The sequence below is a fragment of the Sulfurospirillum deleyianum DSM 6946 genome (assembly GCF_000024885.1).
GTDB lineage: Bacteria > Campylobacterota > Campylobacteria > Campylobacterales > Sulfurospirillaceae > Sulfurospirillum > Sulfurospirillum deleyianum.
In genome coordinates this window covers 2,206,056-2,231,019 of record NC_013512.1, presented here as the reverse complement: position 1 = coordinate 2,231,019, position 24,964 = coordinate 2,206,056, and the positions used below count along the sequence as shown (strand labels likewise).

28 protein-coding genes are annotated in these 24,964 nt (G+C 39.5%); 19 read left to right on the top strand and 9 right to left on the bottom strand.

Going from position 1 to position 24,964, the window contains the following annotated elements:
• Positions 1-7 precede the first annotated feature (7 nt).
• From SDEL_RS11230 to SDEL_RS11175, 12 genes are read left to right on the top strand one after another with little or no spacing between them, the layout of a single operon-like run.
• Positions 8-868 (top strand): radical SAM protein, encoded by an 861-nt coding sequence (locus SDEL_RS11230; RefSeq protein WP_012857982.1) that lies wholly within the window; start codon positions 8-10, stop codon positions 866-868.
• Positions 869-870: 2 nt separating this feature from the next.
• On the top strand, positions 871-1,860 hold the full coding sequence (locus SDEL_RS11225) for a radical SAM/SPASM domain-containing protein (protein ID WP_012857981.1): 990 nt from the start codon (positions 871-873) through the stop codon (positions 1,858-1,860).
• Positions 1,861-1,863: 3 nt separating this feature from the next.
• A complete protein-coding gene (locus tag SDEL_RS11220; RefSeq protein ID WP_012857980.1) occupies positions 1,864-3,153 on the top strand; it encodes a hypothetical protein in 1,290 nt (429 codons plus the stop codon).
• A complete protein-coding gene (locus SDEL_RS11215) occupies positions 3,153-4,190 on the top strand; it encodes a dTDP-glucose 4,6-dehydratase (protein WP_012857979.1) in 1,038 nt (345 codons plus the stop codon). Before SDEL_RS11220 ends, SDEL_RS11215 begins: the two co-directional genes overlap by 1 nt.
• 2 nt (positions 4,191-4,192) lie before the next feature.
• The gene (locus tag SDEL_RS11210) at positions 4,193-5,137 is read left to right on the top strand and encodes a class I SAM-dependent methyltransferase (protein ID WP_012857978.1); all 945 of its coding nucleotides are present in this window, start codon (positions 4,193-4,195) and stop codon (positions 5,135-5,137) included.
• Positions 5,130-6,074, top strand: a complete 945-nt coding sequence (locus tag SDEL_RS11205; RefSeq protein WP_012857977.1) for a class I SAM-dependent methyltransferase — start codon at positions 5,130-5,132, stop codon at positions 6,072-6,074. The genes SDEL_RS11210 and SDEL_RS11205 overlap by 8 nt, the downstream gene beginning before the upstream one ends.
• Positions 6,064-7,212: an FkbM family methyltransferase gene (locus tag SDEL_RS11200; RefSeq protein ID WP_012857976.1), complete on the top strand. Its 1,149-nt coding sequence runs from the start codon at positions 6,064-6,066 to the stop codon at positions 7,210-7,212. Before SDEL_RS11205 ends, SDEL_RS11200 begins: the two co-directional genes overlap by 11 nt.
• Positions 7,213-7,215: 3 nt before the next feature.
• On the top strand, positions 7,216-7,980 hold the full coding sequence (locus SDEL_RS11195; protein ID WP_012857975.1) for a class I SAM-dependent methyltransferase: 765 nt from the start codon (positions 7,216-7,218) through the stop codon (positions 7,978-7,980).
• Positions 7,977-9,134: a glycosyltransferase gene (locus tag SDEL_RS11190; protein WP_012857974.1), complete on the top strand. Its 1,158-nt coding sequence runs from the start codon at positions 7,977-7,979 to the stop codon at positions 9,132-9,134. The genes SDEL_RS11195 and SDEL_RS11190 overlap by 4 nt, the downstream gene beginning before the upstream one ends.
• A complete protein-coding gene (asnB, locus tag SDEL_RS11185) occupies positions 9,119-10,909 on the top strand; it encodes an asparagine synthase (glutamine-hydrolyzing) (RefSeq protein ID WP_012857973.1) in 1,791 nt (596 codons plus the stop codon). Before SDEL_RS11190 ends, asnB begins: the two co-directional genes overlap by 16 nt.
• A gap of 8 nt (positions 10,910-10,917) precedes the next feature.
• Positions 10,918-11,613 (top strand): O-methyltransferase, encoded by a 696-nt coding sequence (locus SDEL_RS11180; protein WP_012857972.1) that lies wholly within the window; start codon positions 10,918-10,920, stop codon positions 11,611-11,613.
• Positions 11,600-12,664, top strand: coding sequence for a DUF354 domain-containing protein (locus SDEL_RS11175; protein WP_012857971.1), 1,065 nt, complete (start codon positions 11,600-11,602; stop codon positions 12,662-12,664). The genes SDEL_RS11180 and SDEL_RS11175 overlap by 14 nt, the downstream gene beginning before the upstream one ends.
• On the opposite strand, the gene pseI is transcribed toward SDEL_RS11175, so the two are convergent.
• The 6 genes from pseI to pseB are packed head-to-tail and all read right to left on the bottom strand — an operon-like array spanning position 12,656 to position 17,762.
• On the bottom strand, positions 12,656-13,693 hold the full coding sequence (pseI, locus tag SDEL_RS11170; RefSeq protein WP_012857970.1) for a pseudaminic acid synthase: 1,038 nt from the start codon (positions 13,691-13,693) through the stop codon (positions 12,656-12,658). The two genes, SDEL_RS11175 and pseI, sit on opposite strands and share 9 nt — an antisense overlap.
• Positions 13,674-14,162, bottom strand: a complete 489-nt coding sequence (gene pseH, locus SDEL_RS11165) for a UDP-4-amino-4,6-dideoxy-N-acetyl-beta-L-altrosamine N-acetyltransferase (protein WP_012857969.1) — start codon at positions 14,160-14,162, stop codon at positions 13,674-13,676. The genes pseI and pseH overlap by 20 nt, the downstream gene beginning before the upstream one ends.
• The gene (gene pseG, locus SDEL_RS11160) at positions 14,125-14,982 is read right to left on the bottom strand and encodes a UDP-2,4-diacetamido-2,4,6-trideoxy-beta-L-altropyranose hydrolase (RefSeq protein WP_012857968.1); all 858 of its coding nucleotides are present in this window, start codon (positions 14,980-14,982) and stop codon (positions 14,125-14,127) included. The genes pseH and pseG overlap by 38 nt, the downstream gene beginning before the upstream one ends.
• Entirely contained in the window at positions 14,960-15,658 is a 699-nt protein-coding gene (gene pseF / locus SDEL_RS11155) for a pseudaminic acid cytidylyltransferase (RefSeq protein ID WP_012857967.1), read from the bottom strand. Before pseF ends, pseG begins: the two co-directional genes overlap by 23 nt.
• Entirely contained in the window at positions 15,655-16,776 is a 1,122-nt protein-coding gene (gene pseC / locus SDEL_RS11150) for a UDP-4-amino-4,6-dideoxy-N-acetyl-beta-L-altrosamine transaminase (RefSeq protein WP_012857966.1), read from the bottom strand. Before pseC ends, pseF begins: the two co-directional genes overlap by 4 nt.
• Complete coding sequence (gene pseB / locus SDEL_RS11145) at positions 16,773-17,762, bottom strand: UDP-N-acetylglucosamine 4,6-dehydratase (inverting) (protein WP_012857965.1); 990 nt, start codon at positions 17,760-17,762, stop codon at positions 16,773-16,775. The genes pseC and pseB overlap by 4 nt, the downstream gene beginning before the upstream one ends.
• A 115-nt stretch (positions 17,763-17,877) precedes the next feature.
• On the opposite strand from pseB, the gene SDEL_RS11140 reads away from it, so the two are divergent.
• From SDEL_RS11140 to SDEL_RS11120, 5 genes are read left to right on the top strand one after another with little or no spacing between them, the layout of a single operon-like run.
• Positions 17,878-18,597 carry a flagellin gene (locus tag SDEL_RS11140; RefSeq protein ID WP_012857964.1) on the top strand — a complete coding sequence of 240 codons (720 nt, stop codon included), beginning with the start codon at positions 17,878-17,880 and terminating at the stop codon, positions 18,595-18,597.
• Positions 18,598-18,626: 29 nt separating this feature from the next.
• The gene (locus tag SDEL_RS11135) at positions 18,627-19,214 is read left to right on the top strand and encodes a class I SAM-dependent methyltransferase (RefSeq protein ID WP_012857963.1); all 588 of its coding nucleotides are present in this window, start codon (positions 18,627-18,629) and stop codon (positions 19,212-19,214) included.
• Positions 19,211-19,993, top strand: coding sequence for an alpha/beta hydrolase (locus tag SDEL_RS11130; protein WP_012857962.1), 783 nt, complete (start codon positions 19,211-19,213; stop codon positions 19,991-19,993). The genes SDEL_RS11135 and SDEL_RS11130 overlap by 4 nt, the downstream gene beginning before the upstream one ends.
• Entirely contained in the window at positions 19,986-21,158 is a 1,173-nt protein-coding gene (locus SDEL_RS11125) for a class I SAM-dependent rRNA methyltransferase (RefSeq protein WP_012857961.1), read from the top strand. The genes SDEL_RS11130 and SDEL_RS11125 overlap by 8 nt, the downstream gene beginning before the upstream one ends.
• Positions 21,159-21,656, top strand: coding sequence for an Lcl C-terminal domain-containing protein (locus tag SDEL_RS11120; RefSeq protein ID WP_012857960.1), 498 nt, complete (start codon positions 21,159-21,161; stop codon positions 21,654-21,656). It abuts the gene before it with no gap.
• Here the strand turns inward: SDEL_RS11120 and SDEL_RS11115 are convergent, their stop codons facing one another.
• Genes SDEL_RS11115 through dcd form a run of 3 tightly spaced genes read right to left on the bottom strand, consistent with a single transcriptional unit; the run spans position 21,657 to position 23,053 of the window.
• Positions 21,657-21,836, bottom strand: coding sequence for a hypothetical protein (locus SDEL_RS11115; RefSeq protein WP_012857959.1), 180 nt, complete (start codon positions 21,834-21,836; stop codon positions 21,657-21,659).
• 10 nt (positions 21,837-21,846) lie between these two features.
• Positions 21,847-22,485 (bottom strand): GNAT family N-acetyltransferase, encoded by a 639-nt coding sequence (locus SDEL_RS11110; RefSeq protein WP_012857958.1) that lies wholly within the window; start codon positions 22,483-22,485, stop codon positions 21,847-21,849.
• 7 nt (positions 22,486-22,492) lie between these two features.
• Entirely contained in the window at positions 22,493-23,053 is a 561-nt protein-coding gene (dcd, locus tag SDEL_RS11105) for a dCTP deaminase (RefSeq protein WP_012857957.1), read from the bottom strand.
• Positions 23,054-23,143: 90 nt separating this feature from the next.
• Here dcd and accB point away from each other — a divergent pair, with 90 nt between their 5' ends.
• The gene (gene accB, locus SDEL_RS11100) at positions 23,144-23,608 is read left to right on the top strand and encodes an acetyl-CoA carboxylase biotin carboxyl carrier protein (RefSeq protein ID WP_012857956.1); all 465 of its coding nucleotides are present in this window, start codon (positions 23,144-23,146) and stop codon (positions 23,606-23,608) included.
• The gene (locus SDEL_RS11095) at positions 23,608-24,939 is read left to right on the top strand and encodes an acetyl-CoA carboxylase biotin carboxylase subunit (protein ID WP_012857955.1); all 1,332 of its coding nucleotides are present in this window, start codon (positions 23,608-23,610) and stop codon (positions 24,937-24,939) included. Before accB ends, SDEL_RS11095 begins: the two co-directional genes overlap by 1 nt.
• Positions 24,940-24,964 lie beyond the last annotated feature (25 nt).

Below are 24,964 nucleotides of genomic sequence, written 5' to 3'. Positions count from 1 at the left end.
TGTTGTTTTGAAATATAGTTTTGATATTGAAATTTCTTCTGCATGCAATCTCTCCTGTATAAATTGTGCATACAATAAATCAATATCAAAAAAACAATTTATGACGTTGGAAAATTTTATAAATATTCAAAAACATATTGAAGCTCAGTTCCCACAAAATAGGTCTATCAGTCTTATTGGCTTGGGAGAACAAACACTACATCCTCAATTTTCAATAATAGTAGACAATTTGAAAAGTGGAATTAAAAAAGATCTTTTTATTTCAACTAATGGAACAACACTCAAAGAGTTATATAATGATTTGAATAAATTTGATTATGTTAGTGTTAGTGTGGATGCAATAAGTAGTTCAGTATATAATAAAGTACGTCCAGGATTTGATTTTGATCGTTTGGTTCAATCTTTCTCTTTATTGCGTCCTTTGAAAATAAAACAATCTTCGTTTGTAATTAACGAAGATAATGCCCATGAAGCTAAAGATTTTATAGCTTTTTCTTTGGATCATGGTTTCAATAAAATTTATTTTGAAATTGCTAATTCTCCATGGCACCAAAACCATAAAGATTTGAAACCGTTATGGTTAGAATTACAACATTTTGTAAAAAAACAAAATTTAGATCATTTTGTTTCATTTCAAAAACCTACATCAAGAATTTGTGATTATGTTTCTACGATTATCAAAATAGGTGTTAATGGAAACATACGTATATGTCCTTTTATAGATAAGGAAGGGGCAGAATTTTTAGCTAAAAGTAGTGTTTGGATTGATGCGCAAAATAAATTTTTATTAAAACAAATTGAGCTTGGAAAGATGAAAGAATGTTTTACATGTAATCATCTTGGTCTGGATTCATTAAAGGTAGATTAATTATGAAATATGGATTTAAAAAACATTTATCACCACATTTTCCTTCTCAGATTATTGTTGATTTAACACAACTGTGTAATCTTGCTTGTATTCATTGTCCTCATCCAATTTTTGTTAAATCCTCACATTTTACTGGCAAACACCTTGATGTTTCGTTGCATAATAAAATGATTGATGAGGTTGCTAAAGAATCGAATGGCTTGTGTCAATATATTCGTTATACTGCAAATGGAGAGACTCTTTTGCATCCACAGTTTGAAGAGATTATTGGTTATGCAGGGGAATATTCAAAAACAAAAATTAATATAACGACCAATGGACACTTACTTGATGATAAGAAGATAAAGGCTATTTTAGATGCAAAAGTAGATGTGATTGATATTAGCCTTGATGCTTTTACTCCCGAAACGTATGCTAAAATTAGAATTCATGGTGATCTTGAAAAAGTGCGAAACAATATTTTACATGTTCTATCGATTATTAAAGAAAAAAAGTTGCCAACAAAAATAATTGTTAGTTTTGTGGAACAGCCTCATAATGTTCACGAAAAACAACAATTTTACGATTATTGGACGGAAGTAGGGGCTCATTTTGTTGTCATGAGAGAGCTACACTCTTCTGCTGGCTTTAAAGCACAAATATCAAAAAAAATGCAACAAAATAGTGATGCTGAAAAAAAATTGAGAAGACCTTGTATGTATCCTTGGGAAAGGCTTACACTCGCTCCAGATGGTATGCTGGCATTTTGTCCTGCTGATTGGAAGAGCGGTTCGCACTTTATAGATTTTAGAACAACAACGATTAAAGAAGCATGGCAGTCCGAGTTTATGCAGAAATTAAGAGAAGCTCATCTTGAAAATAATTATAAAGATTTTCCTCTTTGTGAAAAATGTCCAGATTGGGTCAATACAAAATGGGAAGATGATGAGGGTATTATGTATCATGACGTTATGAAGTCATTAATGGTAGATGATACTAGCAAAAAAGGTTAGCGCATGAATCATCTTTTTTATCATCAAAACTCTTTTACTGTTGTCAATGATTTGACACCTCCTTTTTCTGCAAAAGATGAGTTGATTTATTTTTTAAAGCGTTTGGTGATAGATATATTCGTGGGTACTCCAATTATATTTTTGCTAATAATTGCTATTCCTTTTAGATTGTGGCTTATGCCAATGGTTAAAGGAAAAATTTTGCTTGGCACTATACCTTTGATTATTTTCAAAACGTATCATGCTTTATTATCGAAATCATTTGATACTACATTGTTTGCTATGGAGGATTACTCAAAAGGATCTTTTCATGATGGTGAGACACTTCGTACAATAGCTCCATCATGGATAGCTCGTTATACTTATTTTATAGGTCCTTATTATGCCTTTGTTTGGGCATTATGTAAGTTTGAGGTATTTTTTTTGTATTTTGATAGTGGATTTCTAGAGAGAACATTTTGGTGGCGTATAGAGCCGATTTTATTGCAATGGTATGGTAAAAAAAGCGTTATGGTTCCCTATGGTAGTGATGTTTGGTCTATTGAATCAATGTCTAATTTAATTAAAAAATTAGGATTAGGATTATTTAAAAGAAAATATTTTGGGCTAGATTTTAAAAGAAGAGAGAGAAACTACTGGTGGTGTAAGTATGCTACTGTAGTTTTTGGCATTGTTGATTTTGTAAAATATCTCCCAAGAGTAGATATTCTTACTTTAAATGGGCATATTATATTGGAAGATGAAAATAGTTATGTTCCATGTGTGGTAACTGCTAAGATTAAAATTATACATATTGCTAATGATGCATATCGTAAAGGTTCAATGGAAATAGATAGGCTTTTAAAAAACTTATCTTTGAAAAGAGATGATTTTGAGTATGAAATATTAACAGGATTGCCGAGAGAAGAAGTCATGCAAAAAATAAGTGAGGCACATATTGTTATTGATACTCCCATTGACGGTTTTATCCAATATACAACTATGGAAGCGGCACTAAAAGGTAAGATTGTTATGGCACATTTGGATCATAATCTTAATAACTTTTTTTGTTATTTAAATCCTAGTTACTATAAAAAACATTTTGAAGATATGCCAATTATTGATATCGATCTTGAAACATTAGAGAAAAAATTGATTGATGTTTTGGATAATCGTGATTCTTTTGAAAAAATTAGTCAATGCACACGCTCTTTTGCACAAAAGACAATAGAAGAAAATAGTCAATTTTTAATTAACTTTGTGAGAGCACTGCTTGATAATCAGCATGATAAAATTATAAATAAGGATCTTTAATGAAAAAAACGTTTCTCATTACGGGTGGAGCTGGATTTATAGGTTCTAATTTTTTACATTACATTTTTACTACGTATCCTCATTCAAAAATTATTGTTTTAGATCTTTTAACGTATGCGGGTAATGTAGATAATTTCCCCGTTAGACCCAACAATAATTCTGGACGTTTTGAGTTTTGGTATGGAAGCGTGACCAATAGCGCATTGGTGGAAGAACTTGTTGAAAGAGCTGATATCGTGGTGCATTTTGCAGCAGAAACACATGTGACACGCTCTATTTATGATAATCGAAATTTCTTTGAAACCGATGTTCTTGGAACGCAAACAATCGCTAATGCGGTACTTAAAAATAAAAAAAGTGTTGAGAGGTTTATTCACATCTCTACTTCAGAAGTGTATGGGACGGCTGAGAATTGTGCCTTTATGGATGAAAAGCACCCCCTAAACCCAGCATCTCCTTATGCTGCAGCAAAGGTAGGTGCGGATAGATTGGTTTATTCGTATGTAAATACCTATGATATTCCAGCAACCATCATTCGCCCTTTTAATAATTATGGGCCTAGACAGCACCTTGAAAAAGCCATTCCTCGTTTTATAACCTCTCTTCTTTTAGGTGAAAAATTGACGGTTCATGGAAAAGGAGAAGCTTCAAGGGATTGGATTTATGTGGAAGATACATGCAGGGGTATCGATGCTATTTTATCTGCTCCAATCGATAAGGTGAAAGGTGAAGTTTTTAACTTAGGAACCAGTAAAACCATCTCTATTCGTGATGTAGCATTACGTGTTGCTGGTTTATTTGGTTTTCGAGAAGAAAAAATTATTTACAATGAAGACAGACCTGGCCAAGTCGATTGCCATTTAGCAGACATTTCTAAAATAGAACGTATGTTGGGGTGGACGCCAAAAGTTACTTTTGAAGAGGGGCTTCAAGAGACAATAGCATGGTATAAAAACAACAAACACATGTGGGAAAAACAGATTTGGATGCGTCAAGTGCCTATTATTTTAAAAGATGGTAAGAGAGTGATTCATTAAATATGTGTAGCATTATTCCAAAGTTACTTTATGCGGATGTTCTAAAGAATTATAGAGAGTTACGTAAAAAACTTGTCCCATCATCTAGTGAAGAAGTACTTGAAGATTATATAAATTCGATTTGTAAAATTAATGAATTACCTCGTTTTGAAAAGTTTTTTACCAGCAAAAAAGAAGATAGGCGTTATCTTGAAATCGGAAGTGGTTTTGGGTTTAATCTTATCAATGCCATTCAAGCAGGCTATAACATCGTAGGTATTGAACCTGGGAAAAGCATAGGTTTTGAAGATAGATTTAATCTCGCTTTGAAGCTTATAGAAGCAAATGGCATTAGCCCCGCTGAACAGTATCTTTACGATATGGTTGCCGAAAATTTAAGTCATTTTGAAAATGAAACCTTTGATATGGTGTTTAGCATTGCTGTATTAGAGCATGTTCGGGATATAAAAAAATCACTGAGTGAAGCACAAAGGGTTTTAAAAAAACAAGGCATTATGTATATGAATATTCCAAATTATAACTCTTTTTTTGAAGGGCATTACACGATGCTTTGGCTTCCATACGTGTTACTTTATAAGCCTCTTGCAAAATTATATGTTAGATTGAGAGGAAGGTCTGATTTTTTTATTGATGAGCTTAATTTTACAACACCTTCACTCATTGATGCTTTGGCACACGAAGTTTTAAAAGAGGGAAAGTATTATATCTTGCCTCATTTTGATGGTTGGCTTGGAAAATTTGGATTTTATTACTATTTTTTACGTACCGACTTACCAAATAATAATGCTTTTTTGCTTTTTGTAAGAAAAAAGAGTTGGTTGAAATTTCTTGCAAATGGTGTGGTGAGTGTGGTTGTGAAAATGGGGATGTTTTTAGGTTTATGTAAAGTATTTAATTTGCTCTATATTAAAGATGAGCAAGGATTTAAAGGACGATTTTATGCATAAAAAAGCATTAGAGTATTTGGTGTGCCCTTCTTGCCAGAGTGATTTTGAGCTGAAAGATGTTGTTGAAGAGAGTGGCTGCATCAAAGAGGGAAAACTTTTTTGTCCATCGTGTCAAGCATCGTTTAAAATTCATCATTTTATTCCTCGTTTTGTAGAAGATCAAGAATATGTTGCTTCATTTGGTGAAGAGTGGCACCTTTTTAAAAATGTAAAAAATACAAGACCATATATGTCAAAAGATGAAATGCATCACTACATGGGACTTATCAAAGAAGATATTGAAGGCAAAGAGGTTCTTGAAATTGGGTGTGGGGCTGGGCCTTATTTGGATATAAGTGCAAGAGAATTTAATGCCAAACACATCATCGGTGTCGATTTGAGTCGTGCCGTGGACGCTGCTTATGAAAACGTAGGGCATTTGGACAATGTAACGATCATTCAAGCCAATCTTTTCAATCTTCCTTTACGAAAAAAGAGTTTTGATGTGGTGTATTCTTTAGGTGTCTTGCATCATACGCCAGATACACACAAAGCATTTCAAGCCATTGCCCCTTTTGTGAAGCCTAAAGGGCTTTTGAGTATTTGGTTGTATGGAGCGTATTGGTTGAAAAAAAGTGTGAATCAAGACCGCATTAGAAAGCTTTTTACGTCTAAAATGTCACCGATGGCACTGTATCGTTTTTCTATGATCGCTTCATGGCTTTATTATCTCTACAAAATTCCTTTTATAGGGCATGCGTTTAGGGAAACATTGCCGATTGCGATGGATAAAGATCGTCATGTGAGGGCACTCAATACCTATGATCTTTACAGCCCAATGTATATCAATCGGCATTATGTCGATGAGGTGTATCGATGGTTTAGCGAAGAAGGGTTTGAAAAAATTGAGCCGTGTCATTATATTTTGGGCATGAAAGGCTATAAGCGTGAAGTATAATCCTCCCTATATTTTTAAAATAGCAGATATCCCAGAAGATCGTTCCTTGATACTGTACGGTGGGGGACATGCTGGGAAAATTTTAATGGCTCTTTTGCGGATATATCGCCCACATCAGCGCATCAGTTATATTGTTGATGATGCACACGTTGGTGACATAGATGGTATCGCTATTATTTCTTCTGCTGAACTTGAGCAAATTTATACGCCAGAATATTTGATTTTGGTTTCTGTGCTTTTATGTGAGAATATTTTAAGTGTATTAGAGCGAATGAATATAACGCATTATGCATTGATTCGGTTGAATTACCCCCACGATTTAAAAGAGTGTGAAGCATTAGCAAAAATGCATCAAGACTCTTATGCCATAACTCCAAGCTATCGTTCAATAAAAGAGTATTGCAACGGATATTTTGAGCGTGTCATAGAACTGTTTGAAAAAGAAGAAGACAGAGCGTTATACAGCATGATAATTCATAATTGGCATAAGCGAAATTTTGATGTGAGGGATTATTATGTTCATCATTTTCCTTTTATAGGAAGGCATTATTTGGAGCATTTAGATTTTTCTGATGTTAAAGTAATGATAGAAGGTGGACTGGCTGATGGTACCAATACGATTGAATTTTTACATGTAATGCCACATATAGAAAAAATATATGGATTTGAACCTCTTTATAACTCTTATGAGCACCCTTATGCATCGTATCTTATGTCAAATCCAAAGATAGAAATTGTAACACAGGGTCTTTGGCATGAAGATAGTGTGTTGGCAATAGATACATCCAGTGATCTTCCACTTGCGAGTGTTAGTACTTTAGAGGACGTTCATTTTGCTTCTCATGTTGAAATTGAAGTGGTGAGTATAGATCATTTTGTGGAAGAGCGAAAGATTGAAAAGGTTGATTTTATCAAATTTGACATCGAAGGCGCAGAATTAAATGCGCTTAGAGGCGCTTCTAAAACCCTTCAAAAAGATAGACCAAAATTAGCCATTTCCATTTATCACGCTTATGAAGATTTATACCAAATTGCCCTTTATTTAAATGAAACACTGAAGAATTATAGTTATCGTTTAGGGCAGTACCACTATGATTTAGGTGAGACGGTGTTGTATGCTTTTCCGAAGGAGATGTAAGGCGTGAATAGGGTAGAAAAATTTTCAAACTTTTGTGCCTATACGCTCATTCCTTTGCTGACGGGTGCTAAGAAAGCGCCAGATGTATACATTACCGATGGATTTTATCTTAATTGGAGGCAAATGAAGCACTCTATGCACAAAGCAAAAGAGTATGCTACGGGGGTCTGCTTGGACATTGGCGCTGGTAAAGCACCTTACAAGCACTACCTTGAGTCCCATTGCAAAAACTACATTATTACCGATAGTGAAACAACACATAGTCATATGTTCAAAGACTCACACACCAATTTTGTGATAGCAGAAGCCACGTTGCTCCCTTTTGATAATGAAAGTATAGATACGGTTATTTTAACGCAAGTGCTAGAACACGTCTTTGATTATGAAAAGGCTTTGCGTGAAGCGGTGAGAGTTATGAAAAAAGAGGGTGTTATGTTGCTCTCCGTTCCTTTTATATATCAAGCCCATGCAACGCCCTATGATTATCATCGTTTTAGTGAATATGGATTAAAAATACTTCTCCAAACGTATGAATTAGAAGTGCTTGAATGGCATTATCAAGGTTATCTTGGAACCACTCTTTTTTCTATCATCAATGGTTTTATATGGGAAAAACTAGCCTGCATACGATCTCTTCGCAATAGTGTGTTGCTTCCTTTTATCTTGACGATATTTACATGTAACAATGTTTTTGGGTTGATTGTAGATCTTATCCCTGCGAAACATTTTTCACCAAATTTTTTTGTGATAGCTAGAAAAAAAGCATGAAAAATATAGCAATTATTACCCACAATCTCTGTCTTGGTGGTGTGCAAAAAAATGTTTCATTGCTTGCAAATGCACTCTCTTCAACCCATAAAGTCACTCTTATTTTATTTGAAGATAAACCTTTTTCCTATCATTTGGACTCTACAATAACCGTCTATACCCTTTCACCCCATGCTTTGCAGCTGGACAATAAAACAAAAGAAGAACTTCAAAACATAGGCGAAGTGCTTTTTGATGCGAGAAGCAAAGAACTTGCACACCTTTTTGAAAGTCATGTATTTGATGTTGTGGTTTCCTTTGAGGATTATAATAATCTTTGCACACTTAACGCTCTTAAAAAAGGAATGAAAGCTATTGTCTCTTCACGGGTGAGTTTGGAGCATGGCTATAAAAATCGCTTGATTCATCTTTTGCCCCCTTCTTTTTACAAAACAACGATGCAAAAGCTCTACCCAAAAGCTGAATGTGTGGTATCCGTCAGTGATGGCGTCAAAGAGGAGTTGGCAAAACTTGGGATACGTGCTAAGACCATTGCGAACGGAATAGAGCTTAAAAAACTTCAAACACTCTCTCAAGAAGCGTGTGCATTGAATGATGAATTCTTTTTACATGTAGGACGGTTTGATACCGCTCAAAAAGCACAACATGAAGTCATAGAGGCATACAGAAGTGTGGCAAAAGAGCTTCAAAGCGCACTGGTGTTTGTAGGGGATGGAAAAGACAGAGCTAAGCTAGAAGCGTTGGTTGGAAATTACGGTTTGCAAAAGCGTATTTTTTTTATGGGATTTGACGAAAATCCTTACCGATATATGCAAAGATGCAAAGGTTTTATCTTTTCATCTTACTACGAGGGAATGCCAAATGCTTTATTGGAAGCATTAAGCCTTGGGTGTGCGGTTGTGGCGTACAAGTTTGAGCCATCATGGAGAGAATTTGATGGCAAAGAGGCAGTTTTATTTGTAGAAAAAGGCGATATAAAAGAGCTTTCAAAGGCTTTAGTGCGCTTGGAAAAAGAGCCGATACTAAGAGAAACATTGCAAAAAAATGCCCAATGTCTTATTCAAAAGTATTCTCAAGAGATGTGTCAAAAGCGTTGGAGAGAGCTTATAGAAACTGTTGCGAAAAAGGAAGATCAATCGTGTGCGGAATTTTAACAGCCATTGGCAATCATAATAAAAAAACCTTTGAAAAAGCGCTGTGTAAACTCTCCCACCGTGGACCTGACGCTTTTGGAATTTGGAAGGAAAAAGATGTTCTTATGGGGCATACAAGGCTTGCTATCATAGACCTTGATGCAAGAGCAAATCAGCCGATGGTTGATGAGCGGTATGCGTTGGTGTTTAATGGCGAGATTTACAATTTTGAAGAACTAAAAAAAGAGTATAGCCTTACATGTAAAACCACCAGCGACACGGAAGTGCTCATAAAGCTCTATGAAAAATTGGGTCATGCCATGCTCTTAAAACTCAATGGCATGTTTGCTTTTTGCCTTTACGACAGGCTCAAAGAGGAGCTCTTTATGGCACGAGACCGCTTTGGGAAGAAACCTTTGTACTTTAGTCAAAGCAAAGGCTTGATAGTCTCCAGTGAAATAAAGGCGATTTTAGAGCTTTTAGGAACAATGCCTGCGATGAATCAGCAAGGGGTTCAGAGCTATTTTGCTTTTCAAAGTACCCTACCGCCTCATACGTTTTATGAGGGAATTCATAAGCTAGAAGCGGGCATGTATGCAACCTTTTCAAAAGGAACGTTTACATGTAAACGCTACTACGAGGTTGGAGCAAAAGCACTTTTACATGTCAGCGAAAAAGAAGCACTCGAAAAGATAGAAGCATTGCTTTTAGATGCCGTGCAAAAGCGTTTGGTGGGCGATGTCGAGGTGGCTTCATTGCTTTCAGGAGGGATTGATTCTTCACTGGTGAGTGCTATTTATACGAAAGTCTCGGGCAAAAAAATCAATACCTTTTCCATCGGGTATGATGAGCATTTGCATTACGATGAACTCACTCAAGCCAAAGAGGCATCGGTGCACATTGGTTCACAGCATCATGAGCTTCGCATTAACAAAAAAACCTATATTGACGCTATTGAAAATACCCTAAGCCATTTGGATGAACCGATGGGCGATACAGCGTGTATGCCGACCTATCTGCTCTCACAAATGGTGCATGAACAGGGTATTAAAGTCTGCTTGAGCGGCGAGGGAAGTGATGAAATCTTTTTGGGGTACGATAACTACTTTGAGATGGCAAAATACTATCAGATGCATTCGGAGCTTTCAGCACCCAGTAAGATGCTCTTAAAAAACTACTTAGAACGCAATCCTAATTGGTCTCGTAATTGGGAGTCTTTAAGGCGTATTAGCTCTGATGAGCATCCCTTTTACAGTGGAGGTGAAACCTTCACAAAACGCCAGTTTGATGCCCTCTGCGGTGTAGAAACGAAGGATGTACGCACACGCGTTGCTATTGATAAGAATTCGTTTTTATGGATGAGTACGATTGATTTTAAGATTTGGGTTGCTGAGGTGCTGATGAGCAAGATTGACCGTATGTCGATGGCGCACTCTTTAGAACTTCGAGCTCCCTTTTTGGATTATCGTTTGGTGGAGTATTGCCTTGCCCTGCCTCCTGCTTTACGAGCGGGCGATACCAACAAATACCTCCTCAAGCAGATTGCTAAAAAATACATCCCTCTTTCTATCATTGAGCGTAAGAAGAAAGGGTTTAGCTCACCCTTTATTGAGTGGTTGTATGCTGAATATGGCGATGAAATTTTAAAATTAATGGTACATGTAAGCCATCATAGTGGTTTATTTGACCCTACATTTGTGACATTTTTATACCACGAAGGCAAAGAGGGGCGCTTTAAACAGCATGTTTGGTCACTGTATCTCTTTTGCAGATGGTATAATCAGTTTTATTTATAAGGATAACCATGCAATTAACATCTCATGACCATACCATTTTTGAAGCCATTGAAGCGATTCGGACGAAGCGAAAAGCACAAGATACGCTCATTGCTCTTGTGGATTATGGTGCAGGAGATCCTGAGGCGACACGAAGTCCTGAACAGATGTATCAAGGGGTTCCAAAAGAGACTACCATCGCACAACTTTCATCCATTGGCTTAAAGGGTGAATGGGCACAGAGGCTTTATTCTTTGGTGCAAAAGCATCGTCCCAAAAAGGTTTTAGAACTTGGAACGTGTTGTGGTTTTTCAGCGATTTATATGGCAAAAGCGTGCAGTGATTCACATATTTATACCCTTGAAGGTGATCCTAACGTTGCCGCTTTGGCGAAAGAAAATATAAAAGAAGCAGGGTGCGAAAATATCACGCAGTATATTGGGCGTTTTCAAGATGTTTTACCTACGATTTTAGAAGCACCTTTGCAGATTGATTTTGCATTTATAGATGGGCATCATGACAAAGAGGCAACGGTGCGTTATTTGGAGATGCTTAAACCTTATTTGAGTTCAAAAGCGGTGGTGGTTTTTGATGATATTTCATGGTCTCAGGGTATGCAAGAGGCATGGGAGAAGATTTGTAAAGATTCTTTTTTTGAATCGTGTGTGGATATGAAAAAATTAGGAATATGCTTTGTTCAAGGAGAGATGAATGATTTGGTTTGACCTTGTGACTCCAAAATCGGTACTCTTTTTTATTCCCATTATCAAGCAGATTGAAAACAAAGGGCGTAAGACACTTATTACGGCACGTGAAGGAGAAGGCTACAGTGAAGTTGTGGAATTGTTACGTTTACATAACATCCCTTTTACCAATCGTGGTGAGTTTGGTGGGGCGTGTTTGAGAGATAAATTGCACGCTTCCATTGAGCGTCAAAAGGCGTTGATGGAATTTGTGAGCCTATACAACATCGACCGCTTGGTCTGTCTGTGCTCGGTGGATGCCAATCGTGTGGCATTTGGACTGGGCATTCCTGTGATTAATTTTTACGATATTCCTTTGTCTGACCATAAGGAAAACTTCAAAAAAGCGCTGCCTCAAGCCCGTTTGACATTGCCACTTTCTAACCGTGTGATTAAACCGTTTGTCGTTCCCGATGATATTTTTCGCCGTTTTTCACTGGACGATGAGCAGATTTTTTCTTATGGGTTTATCGACCCTGTCATTTGGCTCAAAGATTTTAAACCAGAGCGAAAAAGCCTTGAAGCGATTTTGGAGCCTTATAAGCTTGATTTGAAAAAGCCGTTGATTGTGATCCGTGAAGAGGAGTACAAGGCAAGTTATGTCGATAAACACTACCCCATTTTGTACGATGCGATGCAAGAGATTGCGGAACAAACAGGGGCAAATATTGTTATTATTCCTCGTTATGAGAGTGCGTATCTCAAAGCGCAATTTTCTTTTGTGAGTGTGTTGGAAGAAAAGGTGGTCATTCAGCATCTTTTAGCCTATGCGGACTTGTTTATCGGAGGGGGTGGAACGCTCAATACTGAGGCGTGCTACTTTGGAACACCGACCATCTCCACACGCAGCTTTATCAGCCACTATGACAAATACCAAATTGACCAAGGCTTGATGGAGTGGGTCAACACGAAAGAAGAACTCTTAGAAGCGGTGAATCGTATGCTCTCCAAACGCTACGATGCCAAAGCCAAAGAGGTGTTTGGTGCGATGGTGGTCGATGTTGAGGGCATTGTCAAGGCAATTTTAGACTAACATCTCCCACGTAAGACGCTCTCCTTTGTGCAGATGCTTAGAGGCACGTTTGCCTAAAACTTCTCCTAAATGTTTGGGGTGCAAGCCATACCCTGGGCGAATCGAGCGGATATTTTCCTCAGTGAATACTTCACTTTTTTGTATCTCTTTTGTCACATACAAGCTTCTTGCAAATTGCCGTCCTTTGATGGTGTGAGGCTCATGATGGTAATGCACTTCCCCTCGTAATTTTTCCGCCTCACGCACCGCTTTGCTCATTTGAGAAAAGGCTTCCACATCCAGTGAAAAAGAGGCATCGGCTCCGCCAATGCTTTTATCTAAGATAAAATGCTTCTCAATCACTTTGGCTCCAAGGGCTACTGCCATGACAGGAGCGGTGATACCTAGCGTGTGGTCTGAAAATCCCGCAACAACTCCAAAACGCTCTTGTAAATCAGGAATCATTAGAAGATTGGCGTTCTCTAGTGGGGCTGGGTAAGCGGAAGTACATTGAAGCAAAACAATCTCCTCATTTCCCTCTTCTTTGCAGATGCGCACCACATCTTCGATTTCTTCAAGCGTGGCAATGCCTGTGGAGATGATGATGGGGCGTTTTTTGGAAGCCACATAGCGCACCAAAGCGTAATCACTCACTTCAAAACTGGCAATTTTGTAGGCGGGCGGGTTAAATTGTTCTAAAAAATCCACCGCACTTTTATCAAAGGGAGTGGAAAAACAGAGCAATCCCTCCTCTTTCGCACACGCAAAAAGCTCTTCGTGCCACTCCCATGGCGTATAAGCTTCTTGATAGAGTTCATACAAGGTTTTATTATCCCAGAGTGTTCCGCCTTTGAGCACAAAATCCTCTGTGTTGCAGTCAATGGTGAGTGTATCGGCGGTGTAGGTTTGAAGCTTGATGGCATCCGCCCCTGCTTTTTTAGCCGCTCGTATTGTTTCTTTTGCTGTTTCGAGGCTATTGCCATGGTTCGCTGAGAGTTCGGCGATGATAAAGGTGTGTGGTTGTTCTAAATCAAAGTGGGCGATTTTCATAAGCTAACTCCATACAAATAATCTCGTGTTTATTTATTGTTTTTCGTGCTGTCTCGCAAAATCCAAAGGTTTCATACAGTGCTTTCGCTTTGGTATTAAATGCAAAGGCTTCCGCACAAAGTCTTTTTACATGTAAGGTTTCAAAACCATACGTGATGATAGCACGCATCAGCTCTTTGCCTACACCTTTGCGAGAGAGTGTGGGATTGGCGTAGAGTCCTATGGTTGCCCTCAACGGCGTAATATCCGTAAAATCAATCACCCCAATGGCAACATCTTCGTTATAGACCAAAAAATAGCGTTTATCCTGCGCTGTTTTTAAGCTCTCTATAAAACGCAAGTGCTCTTTTTCTGAGATGGTATGTGTGGTGTACATAAACGCCTTGATTTTTTCGTGGTTGCGCCATGTTAAAACCATTGCTTTTTGGGCATCACTGAGCGTTGTAAAGTCGCATAAATGAAGATGCATTCCACTCCTTTAGTACAGGGTATCCTTTTTGTTGAAGGTACGTAGCCATTTCTTCTTGATTTTGGGCTGTTTGAATGGCAAGAAAGGGCAGTTCCATAAAAAGCACTTCCTGTACCATTACACTAGGTGTTGTGATGACAAAACAGCTTTGGTGAAGCACTTTTGCAACCTCGTTGGAGTTTACATGTAAAGCGATGTTGGGCTTATCCGCTACAAAAGAGTGTAGGTCTTTAAGATGGGCATTCGCTGTGGTGGTAAGAATGCTTACATGTAAGGTGCTAGGAAGGGTTTTTAAAACGCCAAGCGTGATATTCGCACTATCACTTCCACCCATGGCAATACACACATCGTAGATTTTCTCACGCTGAATCGTTTTTTCTGTATGGAACTCTTCTCGTATCAAAGGCTTTCCACAGCGTAATTCACACCCTTTTGGTACAAAAGCTTCATAACGTGAAGCATCAGCATACACATTAGGGTTGAGCAGAATGTCACAGTGGTGTTTTTCGTAGGTATCATCAAGGCTGAGGATTTTCACCCCTGTCGCCTCTTTCACCGTTTGCTCGTAAATGGCATCAATGCCATAATGGTCAATCACCAAAAGGGTTACATGTAAAGATTTTATGAGTGCGATAAGCTCATCCACATCGTTGGATTGTAAGATTTTGACTTCGTAAGGAATGTGCTCTATGATATTGCCCTCTAAATTTTGGCAGGCAAAAAACACCTCTTCTTTAAATTCTTTGGCAAGCACCACATCTCGCATAATGTGCCCAAGACCGATGGTGCTTGAACTATCAGCTCGTATGAGTGTTGTCATGAAGAACCTTATACATGAGCTCCGCTCTCACCCAATCCTCAAGCGTGTCGATGTCTTGCACTAAATGGCGGGGCAAAAGGATGGGAATACTCTCACTTCCAAAGAGAACATCGTGCGAGGTTTTATGAAGATTGTGCCAGTAAAATTGCCCCGCATCCTGATACGCTTCTTCTAAATCTTGTGAGCGTTTTGAAAAATTTTCCTTCCAAAACATTTCACAGCGCTCATTTTGGGTAATTTTAAAGGTGCGCCAAATGGGAAAGGGCATAGAGGTCGCCGAAAACGAAAAGATGGCGTCACTGTGTAAAAGCTTTTCAAACCCTTTGATGAGGTAAGAGGGCTCTAGTAAAGGAGCCGTCGCATACAAGGTACACGCAAAGTCATAGCGCTCCCCTGCATGTGCAAGTGTTTCAAGAGCATGCGCTACGACCGCTCCTGTGCCTGTAAAGTCATCACTTAGCTTAGAAGGTCTTAAAAAAGGAACGTCTGCTCCGTAGTCTTTGGCAACACGGGCGATCTCTTCATCATCGGTGCTGACGATAATTTTCTCAAAAAGCCCACTTTTTTGAGCAGTTTCAATGCTATAAGCGATGATGGGTTTACCGCAAAACTCCTTGATATTTTTGCGAGGAATGCGCTTGCTTCCTCCTCGTGCTGGGATAATCGCCACATTCATCGGTGACACCCTTTGATGGATTCGCAGACTTCCAAAAGGGTTTGAATGACATACTGCGCCTCTTCCATGCTCATGCCTTGATGGCAAGGAATAGAGAGTTCGGCTCGGTAAAAATCCTCGGTATTGGGCAGGTAAAGCTCCCCAAAACGCTCTTTGTAGTAGTTAAATTGGTAAATGGGTTTATAATGTACTTGAACGCCCACCCCTTTTACATGTAACGCTTGAAAAATTTCCTCTTTAGAGCACCAAAGATTTTTGGCGAGCAAAATGGGGTAGAGGTGGTGGCTACTTTTTTTGCTTTTATCGATACCAATGGGTGTAAAGTAGGGCGTTTGCGCAAAAGCGACATCGTAAGCATGAGCGATGGCGTTTCGCTTTGCTATAAAGCTATCTAAGCGTTTAAGCTGACTTAGCCCCAAAGCGCACGCCACATCACTTAAGCGGTAGTTCTCCCCCAAAAGCACCATATCAGAGTTCCATAAGGTTTTTTTCACAATGCCATGGCTTCGGTGTAGTTTGGCTTTTTCGTAAAAAGCGGTGTTATTGGTCGCAATGGCTCCACCTTCAAAGGTGGTGATAGGTTTAATGGCATGAAAGCTAAAAATGCTCATATCTGCTTTCTGTCCCACTTTTTGCCCGTTGATTTCACTGCCTAGAGCATGGCTTGCATCTTCAATTAAAAAGAGATGGTGCGCATCGCACAGTGTTCGAAGCGCATCTATCTCCACAGGATTTCCGCCAAAGTCCACAGGCACGAGGGCTTTCGTGTTGGGGGTAATCAGTGCTTCAACTTTTTTCTCATTGATGTTGCCATCAAATTTAATGTCGCAAAAAATGGGAGTCGCATGGCATTGAAGAGCCGTGTTGGAGGTGGCGGCAAAGCTCAGAGGGGTGGTAATGATTTCATCTCCCTCTTTAAGCCCAATGATTTGATACGCCACGTGCAAAGCAGAAGTGGCAGAATTCATCACGCAGACATGCTTGACGCCTAGATAGGAAGCCAGTGCTTCTTCAAACGCTTCTACCTTCTCTCCGCCTGTGAGAAAATCACCTTTGAGTGCCTCAACCACCGCCTCTATATCGCAGGGTTCTATGCTTTGTCTGCTATAGGGTATCATGCCTCTATCATCTCCAAAAGTCCTTTGGCATCGAGCCACTCTTTGTTGGTTTCTGAACTGTACTCAAAACCGTAAGGAACGCTTACACCCTGCTCTTTTAAACCATTACATGTAAAGTCTGCTTTTTGAACAAACTGAATGCTAGGCTGAATGACGAAGTGGTCGTGAAACTCTAAGGTAAGGTGGCTGTCATCTTTGGGCACCATCACCTCGTGCATCTTCTCTCCTGGGCGAATCCCAATCATCTTAACCCCTAAATGTGGCGCTAAGGCATGAGCTAAATCAACCATTTTCATGGAAGGAATTTTAGGAATAAAGATTTCTCCGCCTTGCATTCGCTCAAAGTTTTTCAAAACAAAATGAACCCCTTGCTCTAAGGTAATCCAAAAGCGACTCATGCGCTCATCGGTAATGGGAAGCTCTTTAGCCCCCTCAGCGATGAGTCTTTTAAACAAAGGAACCACAGAGCCTCTGCTGCCTACGACATTGCCGTAGCGTACGACGGAGAATTGGGTACGTTTGGAGCCTCGTATATTATTGGCGGCGACAAAGAGTTTATCACTAGCAAGTTTGGTTGCCCCGTAGAGGTTAATGGGATTGGCGGCTTTATCGGTGGAGAGGGCGATGACTTTTTGCACGCCACACTCCAAGCAGGCATCAATGACGTTCTGTGCCCCGTTAATGTTGGTCTTAATGCACTCCATCGGGTTGTATTCTGCAATAGGAACGTGTTTGAGCGCTGCAGCATGAATGACAAAATCCACCCCATCCATTGCGCGTTTTAAACGCTCCACGTCTCTCACATCACCAATAAAAAAGCGCATACATGGGTGTTTGTACTGTTGTGCCATTTCGTATTGCTTCAGCTCATCTCGTGAGAAAATAATAATCTTATTGGGTTGGTACTTTTTTAAAAGAATTTCGGTGTATTTTTTACCAAAACTGCCTGTTCCGCCTGTAATGAGTATATTTTTTCCATTAAACACTATGATGCCTTTGTCGAGGGTTTTGTGTTTTAAAGCAATTCTAATTCCGTGCTCTATTTGACAACACTATGATAGGAGTAGTATAATAAAGACATCTTTAAGGAAGGGGCATGTCATGAAAATTTCAAGCAGTTCCAATACCCAAATTCTCAACCTTATTTCACAAAACAAAGAGAATACTTCTGCCACTTTAGAAAAAATTGGTGCGATGAAAGAGCTTCAAGGCGTTGATAGTGCCAATCTTGTCATCTCCGATGCCCTCTCTTCCCAAATCTCTTCACTCACCCAAAGTGTGCAAAACGCCAATGAAACGGTGAGTATGTACCAAATTGCTGATAGTTCACTCCAAGCGCTTCAAGCCAATAGTGATAGACTCAATGAACTCTCCGTTCGTTACAACAGCGCTTCACTCAATGATGACCAAAGAGCGATGGTGCAAGAGGAGTTTAGTGCCATTCAAGGAGCGATGCAAGACATTACAGAGCAGACCACCTATAATGGTCAAAATATGCTCTCCAGCGCTTATGGACTCGAAGTTTCAGGACTCTTAGAACTCTCCGTAGAAGATCAAGAGGGGATTGCCAATTTTAGGGAGAATTTAAGCAGTCTAAGCCAAACCGCAAGCAGTAGCATTAATGGCGCTATGAGCGAGATTACCAATTCGCTGACAGCCGTTACCAATTTAAGCAGCGCCAATGCACAAATTGCCGAAAAACCGATGGAAGAGAAAATCGCCCAACTCAATAGTGATGAGATCAAACTCACCAGTTCAACCCTTGCTCAAGTGCATCAGAACAGTTTGATGCAACAAAGTATTATGGCACTTTTAAATTAAACGTGCCTCTTCTTCTTTTGATTTTTTGAATGCCTCGTATTGACAATCAGCGTTTTTACCAAAATGCCATTAAGCGCTATGGGTGTACCGCTCGTGGGCTGAATTGGAACTCTAAGGGTTCACAGCAGATTCGCTTTGAGGTGATTCATGAACTGTTAATGCCTCATGTCCATCAGAGTAGTCTTATTGATGCGGGGTGTGGTTTTGGTGATTTTTATCTTTTTTTAGAACAAAGAGGTGCGCGTCCTTTGAAGTACATTGGGTATGATATTTTGCTAGAAGCGCTTTTTGTGGCGCAAAAACGTACCAAACAGCACTGTGTTAAGTGTGATATTTTAAACGATAGATTGGCGTTGGCTGATTTTTATGTTGCGAGTGGGTCGATGAATATTTTAAGCCGTGAAGAGACGTTTACCTTTATTCGCCGTTGTTTTGAAGCGTCCAATAAGGGATTTATTTTTAATCTCTTAAAAGGTCAAGCCCAAGAGGGGCATTTTAACTACTTTTTACCCGAAGAGATTGAGGCGTATGTGAGTGACTTTGCCTATGAAGTGCAGATGTATGAGGGGTATATGGAAGGTGATTTTACGGTGTTTTTGAAGAAGGAAGGGGTATGATTAAAGTGCTTATAGGCGTTGTAGTGTTGTATGTGGGGGCGATGGGGTATCTCTATTTTACCCAAGAGAAGCAGATTTTTGCAGCGCACCTCATTGAAGAAAAACCAGCCCCTCAGGGTGAAAACCTAGAGCCACTGGTGTTACATGTAAACGAAAAAGTTGTTTTAGAAGGGATTTTACGCAAAGACGAAGAGAGCAACGCAGGGTTACTCCTTTACTTTGGCGGTAATGCCGATGATGCCACTCGTTTTGTTTTACATGTAAAAGCCTTGCAAGGCTATGATGTGATAGCGTTTAATTACCGAGGCTATGGTAAAAGTAGCGGAGAGCCTAGCGAAGAGGCATTTTTTAGCGATGCGCTCAAAATTTACGACACCTACGCACGGGGTCGAAAAGTGGTGATTATGGGGCGAAGTTTGGGCAGTGGCGTGGCAAGTTTTTTGGCATCCAAAAGGGTGGCAGATGGTTTGGTGCTTTTAACGCCGTATGATTCGATTGTCTCAATGGCACAGAAAAAATACCCCATTTTCCCTATTGAATTTTTACTCAAACACACATTTGAGAGTGTGCGGTATGTCCCTCTTGTAACAGTTCCCATTGCGGTCATGGAAGTGCAAAACGATACAACGATTCCACGCTACCATCTTGAAAAATTACTCGAAGCGATGCCTCAAACACCTTTACATGTAAGCTTCTCAAATACCACGCACGGCGATGTTTTAACTCACCCCTCATTTAGCGAGGAACTTCAAAAATTATTAGGAAATTTCAATGAATAAAGTCTATATTAAACACTCTATCGTCCCCAAACTAAGACGTTTTAGCCCGTGGGTTTATGCCAACGAAATTGACTCACCTTTGGAAGAATTTACAAGCGGTGAAGTGGTCGCTTTGTTTTCCAAAAAAGATGGCTTTCTAGGCACGGCGTATGTCAATCCAAAATGTTCGATTTTCGCACGAGTCCTTAGTTTTGGCAAAGAAGAGATTGGCAAAAAGTTTTTTCATAACCGCATTAAAAATGCCATTAAAAAGCGTGAATCACTTTTAAACGTGAGCAATGCGGTGCGCCTTATCCACTCAGAAGCCGACTTTTTACCTGGACTTATTGTCGATAAATACGGTGAAAATCTTGCCATTCAAATCAACACCGCAGGAATGGAAAACTTTCGTGAATTGATTATTGGCACCCTCAAACAGTTTTTAAATCCGCAATGGATGGTCGAAAAATCTGACCTGTATTCTCGTGAAATTGAGGGGTTAGAGGATAAAAACGGCACGCTGTTTGGTGAGCCTTGTGCACAGTTTGAATTGGTTGAAAATGGACTGAGTTTTTTAGTCGACATTGAAGATGCGCAAAAAACAGGCTTTTACCTTGATCAACGAAAAAATAGACAGATATGCGCAAACTACATTAAAGAGGGCGATACGGTGTTGGATTTGTGCTGTAACGCAGGTGGTTTTGGCATTTATGCGCTACGTGCTGGGGCTAAAGAGTGCGTGTTTGTCGATGTTTCCGAATCTGCCATTGCACAAACTAAAGCCAATGTGGAGCGCAATGAACTCACCTGCGAATCTTTACATGTAAAAGATGTTTTCACCTTTTTAAAAGAGCAAAAATACAAAAATAGTTTTAATATGGTCATTATCGACCCACCATCCTTCGCTAAAAACAAAGAGCAAGCGGTGGGGGCGAAACGAGGCTTTAAACATCTTTTGATGGAGAGCACCAAAGCAGTGAAAAACGCTGGATTGATTGGTTTTTTCTCCTGTTCTCACCATGTAGGACGCAAAGAACTTTTGGAGATTGTGATGGAAGTCTCGCACGATTTGAAAGTGCAGTTTATCCTTCTAGAGCAGATGCAACAAGACAGTGACCACCCGTGTTTGATTAATGCCTCTGCTTCGTTTTACTTAAATGGGTTGTTGCTTAGGGTAGAGAAGTAAATGAGAAGTTTTATTTGGCTCTTTTTTATTCTTTTTTTTGTTCAAAACAGTTATGCTCAATGCACTAAGCGTTTCTCTTTAATGAATAATAATGCTGAAGTCTATGACAAAAAAACAGGCTTAATATGGAGTCGATGTACGCATGGTTTATCTTGGAAAAAAGGGAAGGGTTGTGTTGGTGAGATAGAGCTTTTAACGTTGAGCGAAGCTCGAAAGATAGAGAAAAATAATCAGGGGTGGCGCTTACCAACGGTTGAAGAACTTGCAAGTTTAGTTGAGCTAGAGTGCAAAAAATACGCTATTAATGTAACAATTTTTACTGATGTCCCCTCGGATGAAGGGGAATCAACCTATTGGAGTACTTCGACATATCTGAGCAATATTGGTATAGAGAAGATGCCATCACTTTTTTATACCATAGATTTTCAGCAAGGTATTGTGGATGCACATACGCAAGGAATTCCTTATAGAATACGTTGGGTAAGAGATAACAAGTAGTTATTTAAACACCCCTGTATCAATAAAACTTAAAAACTCCGCTTTAAATTTGGTACGGTTTTCTTTATCTTGAATCCATGCAAGATGAATGGAGCTCTCCGCCTCGATGATGGGAAACCATGTGGTTTTGAGCTCAGCATCTAGCATACACCTATCGTAAATAGACTCTAAAAGTTCCATGAAAAATCCTTTAGTTCAGAGTAAAATAGGTATGTGTACCCGCTAACATGCATTCAATACGTGGGTCGTCTTTAGCACAGCCATATACGTCACAAAAGAGAGCTTCAAGCCAGCGTTTTAGGGTCTCTTTTTGAAGCGTTTTGTGTGGGTAATGTAGCAGTAAAAGCGCCATAGGTGGAGGTGTATCATTGCTTTGAAGCGGTAAACTATAATCCAATGGCTCAATTTTTAAGGCACCCATTTTACGGTAAAATCGCTCTCTTTTTTCACGAATTTCCTGCTCAGAAGAGGCGTGTTTTGGAGAGTCTATTTCAATCAACACAGGACGAATTCCCTCTGTTTCAAAAAGCAGATTTAGGCTTGTTTGGAGTAAAAAAGAGCCTACTCCTTTGGCTTGAATGTGTGGGGTAATGGCAATGTACTCGAGCAGAAAAAAGTCATCTTTTTGGGGATGATACATAATGCAAAATCCGACTATTTTTTCGTCATCATAGGCTAAAAAAATGGTGTAAAAAGGAGCATAGAGCATGGCTAAAAGAGTCTCTTGACTCTTTTGTTCGCTCAGTGGAAATGCCTTTGTGTAGATGGCGTAAAAGCCATCAAATGCTAAGGTATTTTGAGCGGTTAAACGCTTTACATGTAAAGGCATTTTTGGGTTATTTTAAAATGCGTGGCAAGGTAATACCTGTTTGACCTTGGTATTTTCCTTTTTTGTCTTTATAAGTGGTTTCACACTCGCTATCACCCTCCAAAAAGAGCACTTGCGCAATGCCTTCGTTGGCATAAATTTTTGCAGGGAGTGGGGTGGTGTTTGAAATTTCGATGGTAATGTGTCCCTCAAATTCAGGTTCAAAAGGAGTGACATTGACAATGATACCACAGCGTGCATAGGTACTTTTTCCCAGACAAATAGCTAGCACATTTTTAGGAATACGAAAGTACTCAACCGTACGAGCTAACGCAAAAGAGTTAGGTGGAACAATGCAAATGTCTCCTTCAAAATCAATGACATTTTTATCGTCAAATTCTTTAGGATCAACGACGGTCGAATTGACATTGGTGAAGATTTTAAACTCACGTCCCACACGGATGTCATAGCCGTAACTACTTACACCATAACTCACCACATCTTTGCCTACTTGCTCTTCGCAAAAAGGTTCTATCATACGCTCTTTTAGCGATTTTTCACGTATCCAACTGTCTGCTTTTAAACCCATAACTTTCCTTAAGTGATCGTATATCTTTAGTGTGGTATTATAACACACTTTATGTTATGCCAAAAAATGGCAAATTATTAGGAGAATTGTATGGATAAAAATGAAATTAGAGAGTTAATGCGTTTTTTTGATAAGAGTGATATCACAAAACTAAAAATTAAAGAGGGTGATTTTAGTATTGAGCTTCAAAAGGGATATGAATCAAACGTCATTCATACAGCCCCAATGGTTTCTGCACCCATCGCACCTGTCTCTGCCGCACCTGCACCTGCTGTTATGATGAGCGGAGAAGTGAGTGTGGATGCTGCACCTGCTGGTTTGAGTATTAAATCACCTATGGTTGGAACATTTTATAAATCTCCTTCTCCTGGGGCAGCTGCATTTGCAAAAGTAGGTGATGTGGTACGCAAAGGTCAGCCAATCGCCATTATTGAAGCGATGAAAATTATGAATGAGCTTGAAGCGGAGTTTGACTGCAAAATCTTAGATATTTTAGTTGCCGATGGTCAGCCTGTTGAGTTTGATATGCCAATCTTCTTGGTGGAGAAAGTTTAATGAAGATTGAGAAAATTCTTGTTGCAAATCGCGGTGAAATAGCCCTTCGTGCAATAAGAACCATCAAAGAGATGGGGAAACAAGCCATTGCGGTTTATTCAACAGCGGATAAAGATGCGCTTTATCTTCAACATGCTGATGCGAGTATTTGTATTGGTGGGGCAAAATCGAGCGAGAGTTATTTGAGTATTCCTGCCATTATTAGTGCCGCAGAAATTAGCGGGTGTGATGCTATCTTCCCAGGGTATGGATTTTTGAGTGAAAATCAAACCTTTGTGGAAGTGTGTCAACATCACAATATCAAATTTATTGGACCTTCTGTTGATTCCATGGTGTTAATGAGTGATAAATCCAAAGCCAAAGAAGTGATGAAAAAAGCAGGAGTACCTGTTATTTTAGGAAGCGATGGCGCACTGAAAGATGTTGCACAGGCTAAAGAGCTTGCGACTCAAATTGGGCTTCCTGTGATTGTAAAAGCCAGTGCGGGTGGCGGTGGACGTGGTATGCGTGTGGTTGAAAAGATGGAAGACCTAGAAAAATCATACCTTGCCGCTGAAAGCGAAGCGATTAGTGCGTTTGGTGATGGTACGCTTTATATGGAAAAATACATCAAAAATCCACGTCACATTGAAGTACAAGTCATTGGTGACTCTTTTGGCAATGTGGTGCATATTGGTGAGCGTGATTGTTCGATGCAAAGACGTCATCAAAAACTCATTGAAGAATCCCCTGCTATTGCACTGGATGATAAAACACGCACACGCCTTCACGAAGTGGCGGTAAAAGCAACGAAGTACATTGGCTATGAAAATGCGGGTACGTTTGAATTCCTTTTAGATGCGGATAAAAATTTCTACTTTATGGAGATGAATACACGTCTTCAAGTCGAACACTGTGTGAGTGAAATGGTGAGTGGGATTGATATCATTGAGTGGATGATTCGTGTAGCAGAGGGTGAAAAACTGTTTGAGCAAAGTGCGTTAACATTTCGTGGTCATGCTATTGAGTGTCGTATCACCGCAGAAGACCCTGTGAAATTTATTCCAAGTCCTGGAAAAATCACCAAGTATATTATCCCTGGTGGTCGCAATGTGCGTATGGATTCACATGCGTATCAAGGCTATTCTGTACCACCGCATTATGATTCCATGATTGGAAAACTTATTGTTTGGGGTGAAGATAGAAATCGTGCGATTAAGAAGATGAAACAAGCTTTAAGTGAGTTACAAATCGAGGGAATTAAAACGGTACGTGATTTTCACTTAGGAATGATGGACAATAAAGATTTTATAGAGAATAAATTCGATACAAACTATCTTTCACGCTATTAATACAAAAGGGTCGCTAAAAGAGCGA

What these genes read in the sequence shown, in the direction of transcription:
- SDEL_RS11225 (WP_012857981.1), top strand. Translation starts at nt 871, where the DNA reads ATGAAATATGGATTTAAAAAACATTTATCACCACATTTTCCTTCTCAG.
- SDEL_RS11220 (WP_012857980.1), top strand. Translation starts at nt 1,864, where the DNA reads ATGAATCATCTTTTTTATCATCAAAACTCTTTTACTGTTGTCAATGAT.
- SDEL_RS11215 (WP_012857979.1), top strand. Translation starts at nt 3,153, where the DNA reads ATGAAAAAAACGTTTCTCATTACGGGTGGAGCTGGATTTATAGGTTCT.
- SDEL_RS11210 (WP_012857978.1), top strand. Translation starts at nt 4,193, where the DNA reads ATGTGTAGCATTATTCCAAAGTTACTTTATGCGGATGTTCTAAAGAAT.
- SDEL_RS11205 (WP_012857977.1), top strand. Translation starts at nt 5,130, where the DNA reads ATGCATAAAAAAGCATTAGAGTATTTGGTGTGCCCTTCTTGCCAGAGT.
- SDEL_RS11190 (WP_012857974.1), top strand. Translation starts at nt 7,977, where the DNA reads ATGAAAAATATAGCAATTATTACCCACAATCTCTGTCTTGGTGGTGTG.
- SDEL_RS11180 (WP_012857972.1), top strand. Translation starts at nt 10,918, where the DNA reads ATGCAATTAACATCTCATGACCATACCATTTTTGAAGCCATTGAAGCG.
- SDEL_RS11175 (WP_012857971.1), top strand. Translation starts at nt 11,600, where the DNA reads ATGATTTGGTTTGACCTTGTGACTCCAAAATCGGTACTCTTTTTTATT.
- pseI (WP_012857970.1), bottom strand. Translation starts at nt 13,693, where the DNA reads ATGAAAATCGCCCACTTTGATTTAGAACAACCACACACCTTTATCATC.
- pseH (WP_012857969.1), bottom strand. Translation starts at nt 14,162, where the DNA reads ATGCATCTTCATTTATGCGACTTTACAACGCTCAGTGATGCCCAAAAA.
- pseG (WP_012857968.1), bottom strand. Translation starts at nt 14,982, where the DNA reads ATGACAACACTCATACGAGCTGATAGTTCAAGCACCATCGGTCTTGGG.
- pseF (WP_012857967.1), bottom strand. Translation starts at nt 15,658, where the DNA reads ATGAATGTGGCGATTATCCCAGCACGAGGAGGAAGCAAGCGCATTCCT.
- pseC (WP_012857966.1), bottom strand. Translation starts at nt 16,776, where the DNA reads ATGATACCCTATAGCAGACAAAGCATAGAACCCTGCGATATAGAGGCG.
- SDEL_RS11140 (WP_012857964.1), top strand. Translation starts at nt 17,878, where the DNA reads ATGAAAATTTCAAGCAGTTCCAATACCCAAATTCTCAACCTTATTTCA.
- SDEL_RS11135 (WP_012857963.1), top strand. Translation starts at nt 18,627, where the DNA reads ATGCCTCGTATTGACAATCAGCGTTTTTACCAAAATGCCATTAAGCGC.
- SDEL_RS11130 (WP_012857962.1), top strand. Translation starts at nt 19,211, where the DNA reads ATGATTAAAGTGCTTATAGGCGTTGTAGTGTTGTATGTGGGGGCGATG.
- SDEL_RS11125 (WP_012857961.1), top strand. Translation starts at nt 19,986, where the DNA reads ATGAATAAAGTCTATATTAAACACTCTATCGTCCCCAAACTAAGACGT.
- SDEL_RS11120 (WP_012857960.1), top strand. Translation starts at nt 21,159, where the DNA reads ATGAGAAGTTTTATTTGGCTCTTTTTTATTCTTTTTTTTGTTCAAAAC.
- SDEL_RS11115 (WP_012857959.1), bottom strand. Translation starts at nt 21,836, where the DNA reads ATGGAACTTTTAGAGTCTATTTACGATAGGTGTATGCTAGATGCTGAG.
- SDEL_RS11110 (WP_012857958.1), bottom strand. Translation starts at nt 22,485, where the DNA reads ATGCCTTTACATGTAAAGCGTTTAACCGCTCAAAATACCTTAGCATTT.
- dcd (WP_012857957.1), bottom strand. Translation starts at nt 23,053, where the DNA reads ATGGGTTTAAAAGCAGACAGTTGGATACGTGAAAAATCGCTAAAAGAG.
- accB (WP_012857956.1), top strand. Translation starts at nt 23,144, where the DNA reads ATGGATAAAAATGAAATTAGAGAGTTAATGCGTTTTTTTGATAAGAGT.
- SDEL_RS11095 (WP_012857955.1), top strand. Translation starts at nt 23,608, where the DNA reads ATGAAGATTGAGAAAATTCTTGTTGCAAATCGCGGTGAAATAGCCCTT.